The sequence below is a fragment of the Nocardioides agariphilus genome (assembly GCF_015352445.1).
Taxonomy (GTDB): Bacteria; Actinomycetota; Actinomycetes; order Propionibacteriales; family Nocardioidaceae; genus Nocardioides; species Nocardioides agariphilus.
This window is the reverse complement of the sequence record NZ_JADKPO010000054.1, coordinates 1-12,444: the sequence shown is the minus strand read 5'-3', so window position 1 is coordinate 12,444 and position 12,444 is coordinate 1. Positions and strand designations below refer to the sequence as shown.

General features: G+C 69.4%; 15 protein-coding genes. 8 read left to right on the top strand and 7 right to left on the bottom strand.

What is annotated here, in order from left to right; translation table 11 throughout:
- On the bottom strand, positions 1-309 hold a 309-nt coding region (locus ISU10_RS22185), incomplete at its 3' end, for a hypothetical protein (RefSeq protein ID WP_194698635.1).
- Between the two features lie 183 nt (positions 310-492).
- Between ISU10_RS22185 and ISU10_RS22180 the strand changes: the two genes are divergently transcribed.
- On the top strand, positions 493-1,275 hold the full coding sequence (locus ISU10_RS22180) for an ABC transporter permease (RefSeq protein ID WP_194698637.1): 783 nt from the start codon (positions 493-495) through the stop codon (positions 1,273-1,275).
- A 15-nt stretch (positions 1,276-1,290) separates the two neighbouring features.
- Here ISU10_RS22180 and ISU10_RS22175 read toward each other — a convergent pair whose 3' ends face one another.
- Entirely contained in the window at positions 1,291-1,932 is a 642-nt protein-coding gene (locus ISU10_RS22175) for a TetR/AcrR family transcriptional regulator (RefSeq protein ID WP_194698634.1), read from the bottom strand.
- Positions 1,933-2,081: 149 nt separating this feature from the next.
- Between ISU10_RS22175 and ISU10_RS22170 the strand changes: the two genes are divergently transcribed.
- Together ISU10_RS22170 and ISU10_RS22165 are read left to right on the top strand one after the other, a co-directional pair.
- The gene (locus tag ISU10_RS22170; RefSeq protein WP_194698633.1) at positions 2,082-2,624 is read left to right on the top strand and encodes an antibiotic biosynthesis monooxygenase family protein; all 543 of its coding nucleotides are present in this window, start codon (positions 2,082-2,084) and stop codon (positions 2,622-2,624) included.
- Positions 2,596-3,045 carry a YybH family protein gene (locus tag ISU10_RS22165; protein ID WP_194698632.1) on the top strand — a complete coding sequence of 150 codons (450 nt, stop codon included), beginning with the start codon at positions 2,596-2,598 and terminating at the stop codon, positions 3,043-3,045. Before ISU10_RS22170 ends, ISU10_RS22165 begins: the two co-directional genes overlap by 29 nt.
- Before the next feature lie 18 nt (positions 3,046-3,063).
- On the opposite strand, the gene ISU10_RS22160 is transcribed toward ISU10_RS22165, so the two are convergent.
- The 4 genes from ISU10_RS22160 to ISU10_RS22145 all read right to left on the bottom strand — a co-directional run bounded on the left by ISU10_RS22160 (position 3,064) and on the right by ISU10_RS22145 (position 6,103).
- Complete coding sequence (locus ISU10_RS22160) at positions 3,064-3,561, bottom strand: VOC family protein (RefSeq protein ID WP_194698631.1); 498 nt, start codon at positions 3,559-3,561, stop codon at positions 3,064-3,066.
- Between the two features lie 75 nt (positions 3,562-3,636).
- The gene (locus ISU10_RS22155) at positions 3,637-5,433 is read right to left on the bottom strand and encodes a sulfatase-like hydrolase/transferase (protein WP_194698630.1); all 1,797 of its coding nucleotides are present in this window, start codon (positions 5,431-5,433) and stop codon (positions 3,637-3,639) included.
- Between the two features lie 73 nt (positions 5,434-5,506).
- Complete coding sequence (locus ISU10_RS22150) at positions 5,507-5,830, bottom strand: DMT family transporter (protein WP_194698629.1); 324 nt, start codon at positions 5,828-5,830, stop codon at positions 5,507-5,509.
- Positions 5,831-5,920: 90 nt separating this feature from the next.
- Complete coding sequence (locus ISU10_RS22145; RefSeq protein WP_194698628.1) at positions 5,921-6,103, bottom strand: YegP family protein; 183 nt, start codon at positions 6,101-6,103, stop codon at positions 5,921-5,923.
- A 187-nt stretch (positions 6,104-6,290) separates the two neighbouring features.
- Here ISU10_RS22145 and ISU10_RS22140 point away from each other — a divergent pair, with 187 nt between their 5' ends.
- The 4 genes from ISU10_RS22140 (at position 6,291) to ISU10_RS22125 (ending at position 10,589) form a co-directional block, all read left to right on the top strand.
- A complete protein-coding gene (locus ISU10_RS22140) occupies positions 6,291-7,241 on the top strand; it encodes a hypothetical protein (RefSeq protein WP_194698627.1) in 951 nt (316 codons plus the stop codon).
- Between the two features lie 98 nt (positions 7,242-7,339).
- The gene (locus tag ISU10_RS22135; RefSeq protein WP_370865791.1) at positions 7,340-7,831 is read left to right on the top strand and encodes a GNAT family N-acetyltransferase; all 492 of its coding nucleotides are present in this window, start codon (positions 7,340-7,342) and stop codon (positions 7,829-7,831) included.
- A gap of 72 nt (positions 7,832-7,903) precedes the next feature.
- The gene (locus tag ISU10_RS22130) at positions 7,904-9,208 is read left to right on the top strand and encodes a hypothetical protein (RefSeq protein ID WP_194698626.1); all 1,305 of its coding nucleotides are present in this window, start codon (positions 7,904-7,906) and stop codon (positions 9,206-9,208) included.
- 67 nt (positions 9,209-9,275) lie between these two features.
- Positions 9,276-10,589, top strand: coding sequence for a hypothetical protein (locus tag ISU10_RS22125; protein WP_194698625.1), 1,314 nt, complete (start codon positions 9,276-9,278; stop codon positions 10,587-10,589).
- Positions 10,590-10,592: 3 nt separating this feature from the next.
- On the opposite strand, the gene ISU10_RS22120 is transcribed toward ISU10_RS22125, so the two are convergent.
- Positions 10,593-11,147 (bottom strand): RNA polymerase sigma factor, encoded by a 555-nt coding sequence (locus ISU10_RS22120; protein WP_194698624.1) that lies wholly within the window; start codon positions 11,145-11,147, stop codon positions 10,593-10,595.
- 63 nt (positions 11,148-11,210) lie between these two features.
- Between ISU10_RS22120 and ISU10_RS22115 the strand changes: the two genes are divergently transcribed.
- Positions 11,211-12,164 carry a serine/threonine-protein kinase gene (locus ISU10_RS22115; protein ID WP_194698623.1) on the top strand — a complete coding sequence of 318 codons (954 nt, stop codon included), beginning with the start codon at positions 11,211-11,213 and terminating at the stop codon, positions 12,162-12,164.
- Positions 12,165-12,444 lie beyond the last annotated feature (280 nt).

The window sequence follows — 12,444 nt, the reverse complement described above, 5'->3', positions numbered from 1 at the left end:
CTTGGCCAGCTTGTGCCAGCGGGTCTCCAGGGCTGTGTCGAGGCGGGCCTGGTCACGTAGGCGCCCGTGGGCGTCGCGGGTCTCGACCGCTAGCCACGCTGCGGGGGACCGGGCGCCGGCCTTGTCGGCGACGTCGTCGGCGACGGTGAGGATGCGTTGCTGTTCGGCCTGGGCGCGGGCTATCACCCGGGACAGCCCCACCAGGGCTTCTTGTTTCTCGGCGATCGTGCGGTAGGTCGGGTTGACCGCACCGATCTCGTCCAGGCAGGTTTCGAGCCGGGTCAGCGGCTCGGCGTACTGGCTGGACATGGGTGAAATCCAAACAGAGGGCACCGACAGTCGACGGCCCAGAACCCCTGGTTTTGCTGGGGTTTCTCACATGCTGGGCCCACCAATTTCAGTTTCCGACGAGCGAGCAGTGACGCGCCGACATGCCTCGCAAGACGCTGGGCTGCACATCGCGCCCCTTCCCGCTTTGATGTGCGTGTGACGATGCGGCTCGACCTCTCCGCCACGACGCCGGTGCCGTTCGCCCGACTGGTGTCGGTGGAGCTCCGCAAGTCTCGCGACACCCGTGCTGGATTCTGGTTACTGCTGTGCATCGCGATCGTCGTCATCCTCATGATCGGGACGGCCACGATCATCACCCTCGTGCAGACGGAGCCGGTCCTGCTCGGCGACTTCATCTCGATCGCGGCCTACATGACGTCGTTCCTGCTTCCGGTCCTGGCGATCATGCTCGTCACGAGCGAGTGGAGCCAGCGCACCGCACTGACGACCTTCACCCTCGAGCCGAAGCGGTCGCGCATCGTGCTGGCGAAGCTGGTCGTCGCCCAGCTCCTCACCGTGCTCAGTCTCGCCCTGGCCCTCGTGGTCGGCATTGTCTGCACGGCGATCTGCGAGCTCGCTCAGCCGGCCCTGACCGGATGGGACGCCGCGCCGGAGGACATCGCGGGCTGGCTCGTGACCCAGACCCTGACCATGCTGGGCGGGTTCGCGCTGGCGACGCTGCTGCTCAACACACCAGCGTCGATCGTGGTGTTCGTGGTCTACAAGTACGTCCTGCCCGGAGTCTTCGCCGTCGCCGCCGCGGTCAGCCATCAGCTCGGCGACATCGTTGCCTGGATCGACTTCCAGGGAGCCCAGGGCGACGTCTATGAGTGGCAGATGACCGGTGGCGACGCATGGGCGCACGTGATCGTCTCCGGCCTGCTGTGGCTCGGCGTACCTCTCGCACTCGGCGTACGACGGATCCTGCGGGCCGAGGTCAAGTGACTCCGCGGCTGAGCCTCAGTCAGCCAGCAGTGTTCGCTTCAGGACGTCGGCGACCCAGGCCGCGTGCCGCTTCCGACTCCAGCCGAGCTCGTCGCACAAGAGCCGCCCCACGTCCGGGCTCAGGATCGTAAACAGGGTCTCGGCGGCCGAGTCGGTGCTGACCCGAAGGGGGCCACGTTCGGCGAACCAGCCGACGTAGCGGCGCATGTTGGCCATCCGGCTCTTCTCGAGTATCACGAGCTTCTCCGCGACGGCTGGCTCGGACGCGGCAGCTCCCCGCATCACCTCGAACACCGGACGCAGGGCCACGTTGAGCTTGGTCATGAAGTCGGCGAAGAGCTCCAGCTGGCGCGCCGGGTCGGGCTCGTTCATCACGGCGCGAGCCTCTGGCGTGTCCGCGACGTTGAGCACCGACTCGTCGGGCACCAGTCGGAGATCGACGATCGCCGGGATCAGGGCCGCCTTGTTGCCGAAGACGGAGTGCACGGTGTCGCGCGCGACGCCGGCGCGCTCGGCGATGTCCTTCATCGTCGCCCGTGCGTAGCCGCGTTCGCGGAACAGCTCGTCGGCCGCTTGGACGATCCGCGTGCGCGTCATGCGCGCCTGCTCGTCACGGACGGCCGAGGAGTAGCGGCGAGAACTCTTGACAGCGGTCACGAATCGATCCTACCGTCTCCGTATTCAACCGACATAATGTCGGCTCAATAGAGAGGCACTGAAGTGAGGACCGTCACGATCGGATTGCTACTTCGCCGAGAGCACGACGCCGTGCGGGCAGCGCGATGACTCACCGCATCGTGGGACTGGTGACCGGGCCTCCCCCGCCCCAGGCGATCGAGGCGATGACGACCATCGAGGGCGTGCGGATGTTCCCGGCGACGATCAACGCGCAGGCCGGGCCGGACGGACTCCTCGGCCCGGAGAGCGCAGGGGCGATCCTCCTGCTGCAGGGCACGTTCGCCGACATGGACGGTTTCGATGAGTTCTGGGTCAAGGTCGTCGAGCTGATGCGGTTGCTCGCGACAGCACCGGGGTTCATGCGTCGCTACAACTTCGCCGACGGGCCCCATTACACGCTGATCGCGTTCTGGCGAACGGTCGAGGACGCACATCGGTTCTTCGCCAGCCCGGAGCACCAAGCCGCCATGCGCCTGAGCTTCGAGCGACGCTGGAACTACACGCACTTCGCCGGTCTCTGGCAGGTCGACTCGCCCCACCAGCGCTTGTTCTTCTGCCAGTCCTGTGACGTCGTCACGGCGTCCACCGAGTCTCGGTGCACCGGGTGCGGCGAGGCACTGTTGGATCCCTATGGAGATGCCGATGTCCCAGCAGCTCACAGCCTTTCTTGATGCGTGGCTCCCGCAACAGGTCCGGACGGGCATCGACGTGCACAGCGGCGATCCCCGCTCGTGGACCGAGTCCTGGTCGCGCCAGGAACCCGTCTCGGTCTTCGGCGCCGGCGTGCGCTCCCGCACTGGCTGGCCCGACGTACTTCGCACCATCAACTGGGTGGCCGGCAGCTTCACCGACTGCCGCGACTACGACTACGAGCTGGTGTGCGCGGAGGTGCAAGGCGATCTCGCCTACACATGCGGCTTCGAGCGCTACACGGCTACGTCGTCGACGGGCGAGACGGTGCGCAACGAGCTACGGGTCACCCAGGTCTACCGGCGCGAGGGTGGCGAGTGGAGGATCGTCCACCGCCACGGCGACCACTACCCCGTTGTCTCGACTCCTGACCAGCCTCACGAGTCCCCCGGCGCGGAGTAGGGGCTCAGAGCCGGCCCCTCAGAGCACCTTGGTGCCGTACATCTCCCCCAGCGGGTCGGCGAGCAGCTCGAGCCGCGCACCGTCGGGGTCGCGGAAGTAGACCGACGACCCGCTCTCAACGGCGTACTCGATGCCGGCGGCGTCGAGCTTGCCGCGCAGGTGGTCCCACTTCTCGCGCGTCACCGAGATCGCGATGTGGTGCAGGCCGCCGAGCACCTCGGCGTAGGGACCGAGGTCGAGACCGGGGAGGTCGAAGAACGCCAGGAGGTTGCCGTTGCCGATGTCGAAGAAGAAGTGGTTGGACCCGGCGTAGTCACGGTTCTCGAAGATCTCGGTCAACGGGAACTCGAGAACGCCTTGGTAGAACTCGATGGTCCGGCGTACGTCGGAGCAGATCAGCGCGAAGTGGTGCAGGCCGCGGGCACTGCTCTCCGGTCTGACCGACTCGTCGGCCAGCAGGTCCTGCTTGATGCGCTCCCGCTCGGCGTTGATGGCGTCCAGGTCGATCGACGTCATGGAGGTCCTCTCAGGTCCGCGGGGATGTGGCCAAGCAAGCCTGGCCACTGTTCTGGGCCAGCATGCACACCGTGACTACTTGCTGGTCAACCGTCGACACGCATCGGTGAGCGCATCCCCTTCGCGGATGCTCTTGCACGCGTCGAACTGCTTGAGCTTGGCCATCAGCGTGGCGACCTGCTTGGCGTAGGCGGGCTTGGCGAACTGGTTGACGAGCTCATGGGGCTGGGTGCGCAGGTCGTAGAACTCGTAGGCGTAGTTCACGCCGTCCCAGCTGCGGTCGAGGTCGAAGCGGGCCAGCATCGCGTTGCGGCTGCGCACGGCCAGGTAGGACGGGATGACGTTGAGACCGCCGTTGGAGTAGGGGCGGTCGGGGTCCTGACCGGGTTTGCTGCGCGAGAAGGTGTGCTCGATGAAGGTATAGGCCTGCACGTGGGCCTGGGGGTTGGCGAACGTCGGCACCATGGAACGACCCGAGCGGTAGTCGGGGATGCTGACGTCGGCCAGGTCCTCGAAGGTGGGGGCCCAGTCGATGTTGGCGACCACGGTCTTGCGAGGGCCGGGGACCACGCCGGGACCCACCATCACTAGTGGCACCTTGATGTCGGCCTCGTAGGGGGTGCCCTTGCCGGCGGTCAGCCCGTACTGGCCCAGGTGCAGGCCGTTGTCGGAGGTCAGCACGACGTAGGTGTTGTCGTCGACGACGCTCAGGATCCGGGTCACCATGCGGTCGATGGTCTGCACCATCCGCGCGCGGTCGCGCAGGTCGGTCACCGCCTCCTTCTTCGGCAGCCCCTGCGGCGCGGTGTTCCACGCGGGTGCCAGGGTGCCGTTGGCACGGTAGGGCTGGTTGTCGCCGCGCTTGTCGCCGTACCCGGGGATGTCGGCAATCGTCAGCTGCCGGCAGTCGACGGCACCGCAGTTGCCATGTGGGTGCTTCTTGCCGGGGCGGTCGCGGTAGGCGGCCGGGAAGAGCGGCTCGTCGTCGTAGGCCGTGTTGTCGTTGATCCGGTAGTGCGGCGCGTAGGTGCCGACGTAGAGGAAGTAGGGAGCCTCGTCGGCCTGGTGGTCCTCGATGAACTGCAACGACAGGTCCTTGATGACGTTGCCGGCGTAGAGCCGGTCCCGCTCGGCCCGGGTCGCATTCTTCGGGGCGCCGTAGGCACGGACCTGGTAGCCGCCGTTGCCGTCGGGCTCGGCGGCTTCGTACTTCCACTCGTCGTAGGCCGAGCCCATGACCGCCCGGAACTCCGACCAGCCGGGCGGGACGTTGGCGATGGGCGTGCCGGTGGGCTTGCCCTGGATGCCGGCGCCCAGGCCGTTGAGGTACTTGCCGACGAGTCCCGTGGTGTAGCCCGACTGCTGCAGACGCAGCGCGAACGTGCGCTGCTCGCTGCCGTGCTCGACGAACGCCTTCCAGCCACCCAGCGGCCCGAGGTCGTTGGGCTCGTTGGGGACGTTGGTCAGCACGCCGTTCTGATGGGGGTACTGGCCGGTGAGGGTGGCGGCCCGCGAGGGGCAGCACAGTGAGTCGACCACGAAGGCGTTCTCGTAGGTCGCCCCGTGCCGCTTCATGTAGCGACCGCTACGCATGGTCTTGAGGAGCGTCAGGTCGGCGTCGTCCATCAGCACGAAGACGATGTTGGGGCGGTCGGCGCCCGCAGGACCCTCGTAGACCGCGGGCGGCTCGGTGAGCTCGGTCGGGCTGGACGTCGTGGAGGCAGCGCCGCTGGCCTGGTTGGGCGCACCGCACGAGGCCGCGCTCAGCACTGCGACCAGGCCCAGGGCCAAGACGACGAGTGCCACCGGACGCATACGGCGGGCGGCCGGCCTGACGCCGCGGCCACGATCCGTCGTCTCACCCGAGGTCATCCGCATCCGTCCTTCGCGCCAACTGCGACCGGACGGCCGCCGCTCCGAAAAAGATAACTCAGGGAGTGGCCAACTACGCGGTCCCGAGCTCCAAGGCGACCACGCCGACCACGATCAGCGTGATTCCGACGACCTGGGGCCAGGTGAGCGACTCCCCGAGCAGCACCGCGCCCAACGCGGCCACGACCGTGATGCCGACGGCCGACCACACGGCGTACGCGACGGCCACGGGCATGCCGCGGCTGAGCACCTGGGCGAGCAGGAAGATCGCCACCACGTAACAGGCGACCACCCAGACCGTCGTCCAGGGGTCGCTGAAGCCACGCGTGTACTTCAGGCTGAGCGTGCCGGCGACCTCGGCCGCAATGGCGGCGCCCAGCAATACGTACGTGATCACCACGACGACTCTGGCGCCGTGCGGGTCCGGCAGGACTGGTTCACCAGGCCTTTGTACCGTCTGTGCCGTCCGGGGCCCGAGCCGCGCGGCTCAGTCCGTCTTGTCGACGACCTTGGCGCCCGCGGCGGCGCGCTGCACGGCCTCGACGCCCTTGTTTGCCCCCGCCTTGGTCGGGTAGCCCTCCCCCGACGCCACGATCTGCCCGTTGCTCGACTTCAGGCGGAACCTGAACTCGCCCTTCTTGTCCTTGTAGATCTCGAACGTTCCTGGCATGGAGCACCTCCCTGTAGTGCTGGTGCTCGCATCGTCGTCCGAAGCAACGTGGGTGGCAAGAACGGAGGGGCACGCCGACCTCGGCATGCTCGTCGCTCTGGGTCTCTCCGGCGTTCCCGCTCCTCGATATCCACAGGCGGCAGACAGCTCGTTGCAGTGCCTGAGCCCGCACGGGTTTCCTGCTCGGATGGATCAGCGGGAACTCGGGCGGTTGCTGAGGCGTCAATGCGGGGTCGTCTCGCGGCGCCAGGTGATCCTGGCCGGTGGCACGGACGGCGATATCAAGCGTCTGCTGCGGCGACGTGAGCTCAGCCGCGTCTTCGAGGGTGTGTACGTCGACCACACCGGTCCGCTCAACGCTGAGCAGGAGGCCTGGGCTGCGGTTCTCTTCGCCGAACCCGCTGCCCTGGCTGGCAAAGACGCTCTGCGGGCGCACGGTGTCCGTGGCTTCGAAACTGCTCACGGCGAGCCGGTGCGCATCGTCGTACCCGAGCATCGCCGCCTCACCGCGCCGCACGGAGTGCGAGTCAAACGGCTCAGCTCGTTCACCGACGATGTCCAGCACCACCTGTCCCCGCCGCGTCTACGCGTCGAACCGGCCGCGCTTCAGGTCGCGTCGGAGGCTGCGACCGAGGACGCAGCCGTAGCCGTCCTTGCCGACGTCTGCCAGTCGGGTCGGACCAGCCCCGCGCGGCTCGATGCGCGCCTGCGCGCCATCACCCGTATCCGGCGTCGCCACCTGCTCGAGGCGGTCCTCGTCGACGTCTCGACGGGTGCCTACTCGGCACTGGAACGACGGTTCCTGGCCAAGGTCGAACGCCCCCACGGCCTGCCGACGGGCCATCGTCAGCGGCGAGTCCGTGCTGGGCGACGGATCTACTACACCGACGTGTCGTACGTCGAGTTCGCCACCGACGTCGAGCTCGACGGCCGACTCGGCCACGAGGGAGCCCGGGACCGATGGGCCGACCTCGAGCGCGACATCGCGACCGCGCGGAGTGGCGCCCTCACCGTCCGGGTGGGCTGGCTCCAGGTCCTCGAAGCTCATCGACTCGCATCCGCCCTCGGCCAACTGCTCCACGCGCGTGGGTGGACCGGCACCGTGCGGCCCTGCGGACCTGAGTGCGGCATCCGATGAAATCGGAGGATCGCGGTCACCAGGTGGCCGCGATCCTCCGATGAGTTGAGCACGCATCGCGCGCGGGGTGAGTTCACGCCCTGGCAGGATCGTCAGGCGTGGCAGCCGATCTGAGGCTCGACCCGCTCACGGTCGCCGATGCGGAGGAGATGACCGTGGTCCTGGCCGACTCCGAGCTCTACCGCGTCATCGGCGGCAGCCCGCCTACGGAGGAGGAGCTGCGAGGACGGTACGAGCGACAGGTGGTCGGCCGATCGGCCGACGGTCGCGAGGAGTGGCTCAACTGGATCGTCCGGGTCGACGGGGTCGCGGTGGGCTTCGTCCAGGCGTCGGTGGACGACCACTCGCGCGCTGTGGTCGCCTGGGTGATCGGCACCGCCTGGCAGGGCCAGGGGATCGCAACCGCTGCAGCCCGCCAGATGCTCGCCCTGTTGGCCGATCGCGGGGTGACGACGATCGACGCGTACGTCGCCCCGGGCCACCTCGCCTCCGAGCTGGTGGCCGCACGTGCCGGCCTCGTGGCCACCGGTGAGCATGACGCGAACGGCGAACAGCGCTGGACCAGGAGCCTCTCGACCGAACCGATGTGACGCCGCGGACCTCTCAATCGCTGAAGGGGTGAAAGTGCGCCCGAGGGAGGCGCCCCCATCAGGAGGTCCCACATGACGACCAGGCTCAGCAGAGCCGTGTCGGGAGTCGCACTGGCCGCGACCGTCGCCGCCGGCGCCCTGCCCGCGCTGATGCTCGCGCCGGCCAACGCCGACGAGCTCACCGGCACGTCACTCTCGATCCGCACCGTGAAGACAGCCGTCTCTCCGGGCGAGTCCACCGCCATCACGGGCGTGCTGCTCATCGAAGGCACCGGCGGTGAGTCCGGGCACACCGTGACGCTCGAGGCGAAGCCGGCTGGCACCGACGAGTTCGTGCCGGTCGCGGAGGACGTCACCGGTGACCACGGGGGCGTCCGCGTCACGGTGACTCCGGACACCACGACCCGCTACCGCTGGCACTACCTCGGCGACGAGGCGACCCGTCCATCGATCAGCGGTACGGCGCGCGTCGTCGTCCGCACTCCCGACCACCCCGCCACCCGGCTCAACACGACACTGTCGATCCGGCTGACGCACGCGTTCGTCGACCCCGACGGCACGACCGCGATCCGCGGCCGGCTCGCCGTACGCCGCGTCCCCATCGCCGGACGCTGGGTGATCCTGCTGTCCAAGACCTCCGACAGCGAGAGCTGGGCGTTCGAGAAGGCCAAGCGCACCAACCGCCTCGGCCGGGTCGGGTTCCGGGTCGGTCCCGACGAACCGACCGCCTACCGTCTGGTCTTCCTCGGCACGCCGCTGCTTCAGCCCGCCCGTAGCGCCGTCGTACGCGTCGGCGTGCGACCCACCGTGACCATCGCGGCCGCCCCCACGGTGATCAACCCCGGTGAGTCCACGACTGTGTCCGGTACGGCGACCACGTGGGACGGCACTCCGGTCGCCGGTGCCCCGGTGCAACTGCTCGCCCGCCGAGTCGGCTCGCGCGACAGGCTCGAGGTCATCGGCACCGGCACCACCGGCCTCGACGGCTCCGTCGCGATCACCCACAGCCCGCTGCGCTCGCAGTACTACCGGCTCCGCGTACTGCACACCGAAGGCGTGCCTGCCGGAATCAGCCCACGGGTGCGGGTCGACGTACGCGCGGCCACCTCGCTGTCCATCCGCGGCCGTGCCACGGTCGACGACTACGCGGTCAGCGGCGTGCTCCGCGGTGGCGGCGGAGTGCTGCCACACCGGCTGGTCACGCTGATGGCGCTCGCCCCGGGCGGCAGCGAGTGGGTGGCGGCCGACTCCGCACGCACGGGGGTGCGCGGCCAGGTGAAGTTCCGTCAACCGCTGGCCGCGGGCACGTCGTACCGGCTCTCGTTCGCCGGCGGTCCCCGGCTCGCTCCGAGCACCAGCGGCACCGTCGTGCAGTAGCGAGCACGCACCCGAGGACCCCGGGTGCTGCTGGGGGATCCCGTCGTCCGCTGCCACACTGACCAGCGTGCTGGGGCCCTTCGAGATCGTGGCGCGCCGCCGGCCGGTCAACCTGGTCGCCCCGGCGTTCACGACGGCGACGGCCGACGGTCCGGGGTCATGGGACCTGCCTCAGCCGGCACCGTACGCCGCGGCGACGGCGAGCACGTCTGGGGAGGCCACGCTCACGTTGACCAGTGGTCAGGCGGAGCTGGCCGTTCGGGTGCACGACGGGGTGCTGGATCTGCAGGTCACCGCGGGTGGGCTCACGAGCGAGCACCGCAGCCGTCGCTTCGGCAGGCTCGAGGCGCCCGCCGAGGCGTTGGCCGTGACGCTGACCGGCACCCACCTGACGGGCCTGGTCCGCGAGCGGGGTCGCTGGCGAGCGCGGGCGCGCTACGACCTGCGTGAGCGCGTGGACACCCGCGACGAGGACTTCTGCCGGGCGCTAGGTCTCCAGGCGACGGGTGAGGTGGCCGACGTACGCGCCGGCGCCTTCGGGCAGCTCGGCCTGCGCGACGTCCGCCTGGTCACCGACGCGGACGGCACTCCGGTGCGCGACGACACGAGGCTGCTGTTCACCGCGACGCATGCTGGGCCTGGGTTCTTCGACGCGGCCCACACCGGCGTCTGGGCGATCGACCCCGACGGATGGCGGCCCGAGCACCGCGCCGATCTGTACTTCCGGCGCGCGGATCTTCCCGGTGTGTACGGCGACAACGCGACGCACCTGGTCCGCGACGGCGGCCGGTGGCTGGTGGCGACCAGCACGTGGGGTGACTTCGACCGTCCGCACAAGAAGGCGAGCGTCGCCGTCACGCTCGCGGAGTCCGACGCCGACCTCCTTCGCGGCCGGCACGTGCTGGACACCCGGCCTCTTCCGCTGCCGACCGACGGCCTGACGTCGGTCGGGACGTGGGACCCGCACCTGGTCCGCATCGAGGACCGCTGGCACGTCGGCTTCGTGACCGCCTCGAAGTTCTTCAAGTTCCGCCCCGCTCTCGCCGTGGGTGATGACCTCGACCACCTCGTACTCGTGGCCGCAGATGCCCGTCGCACGGCCACGGAGGGCACCACCGTGCTGCGGATCGGCGACGACTGGCGGGTCCTGGCCAGCGACGGACGCCAGGGCCCACGGGGCTCGCGCGCGCAGTTCCCGGTCTTCGACCTCGGCCTCCGAGAGCTCGGTCGCCTCGATGCCCCCTATCCGACCAACCTGCCCTGGCCGACCCTGGCTCGCGTCGACGACCGCTGGGTGATGCTGACCTTCAACGGCGCCAAGGTCGGCGGCGACCTCGTCGGGTACGGCTCGCACGGCGACCTCGTCGTGATGACGAGCTGAGAGCTAGAGGCGCGCGACCAGCAGCGGCTGAACCGTCTTGCGCGCCTGGTGGATGCGCGACTTCACGGTGCCCAGTGGCAGGTCCATCAGCAGGGCGATCTCGGAGTACTCCAGCTCCTGGATGTCGCGCAGCACCAGCGCCTCGACCAGCAACGGGTGCGTCGCGGCAAGCACCTCCAGCGCATCGAGCAGATCGAGGCGGCTGCCGGCGATCACGCTGGTGGTGCGCGGGTCGACCCCGGCCGGGAGCTCCTCGCTCGGCAGCTCGACCGACCGGCGCTTCAGCGAGCGGTACGTCGACCGGGCGCTGTTGGCGGCTACGGCGTGCAGCCAGGTGGTGAACTTGGCCCGGCCGGCGAACGTGCCGATCCGCGTGGCCACCAGCATCAAGGCGTCCTGGCAGGCCTCTTCGGCGTCTTGGGGGTAGAGCAGCATCCGGCCGCAGATGCGTCGCACGCGCGGCTGGATGGCGACCAGGAGGTCGTCGAGCGCGTCCTTGTCGCCATCGGCCGCGCGCAGCGCGAGCGCGTCGATATCGACCTGTGGCGCGGGTTCCACCCAGACTCCCCCGAGTTCTTTGTCAGCCGGGGATCCGGTTGACGTGAGGGCACAATACCCAGCGTGTCCCTTCCCGACCGCCTGGGCCGACTTCGTCGGGTCGACCGGCTGGGGGTGGGTGCGTTCTCGTCGGTGTGGCTCTACCGCGACGAGGAGCTGCGCTCCGACGTCGCCGTCAAAGCCCTTGCGGACAACTGGGCGCAGCGTGAGGACGTCCGCGAGCGGTTCCTCGAGGAGGCCCGCATCCTGCGGGCCGCAGACTCCGACCACGTGGTCCGCGTCTACGACGTCGGCGAGGTCGACGCGACGCCGTACTTCGTGATGACCTACGCCGACCGCGGCACGGTGGCCGACGTGCTCGAAGAGGGTCCGGCCGACCTCGCGCGCGTCGTGTCGTTGATGGGCCAGGCGGGAGACGGGCTGGCGGTCCTCCACGCGAAGGGCGTGGTGCACCGCGACATCAAGCCGCAGAACCTCCTGCTCGCCAGCGACGGCCTGGGCCGCGAGCGGCTGATGGTCGCCGACCTCGGGGTCGCCAAGGCGCTGATCCACGCCAGCGGGCTGACCGACGTGGTCGGGACCCCGGCGTACATGGCGCCCGAGCAGGCCCTCGGCGGCGGCGTCGACGAACGCGCCGACGTCCACGGTCTCGCCGCCGTCGCCTACCACCTGCTGACCGGGCACGTCAGCCGCGACGGCTCGGTCTCGGCGCTCACCACGGCTGCGTTGCCGCCGCCCCCGTCGACGTACGTGCCGGTGCCTCCCGAGGTCGATGACGCGATCCTGGTCGGGCTCGAGCCGGACCGCGAGCACCGTTGGCCCGACGTCTTGTCGTTCGTCGCGGCTCTGGCCGCCGCGGCGCCCGGGGTCCAGGCACCGTCCGTGCTGATGCGCCCGCCGCCTCGACGCGATGTCGCCCGAGCCGGAGTACCGGCCGCCTTGCTCGCCGCCTTGTGCGTGGTGGTGGCGCTCGCGACGTTCGGCGCCTCGTACGCAGTCGTCGAGCTGCTGCAATGACCGTCGGTTGAGGAGGTTGCGCTAGCAACCGTCTCGAAACCGGGCAAGCGCCCGTCAGACCCGTCTGTCTGCACACCTGGCTTCGAGACAGGCGCCAGCGCGCCTTCCTCAACCAGCGAGGAGCCGCGCGGCTGCCATGACCGTCGGTTGAGGAGGTTGCGCTAGCAACCTCACTCGTTACCCGGGCAAGCGCCCGTCAGACCCGTCTGTCTGCACACCTGGCTTCGAGACAGGCGCCAGCGCGCCTTCCTCAACCAGCGAGGAGCCGCGCGGCTGCCAT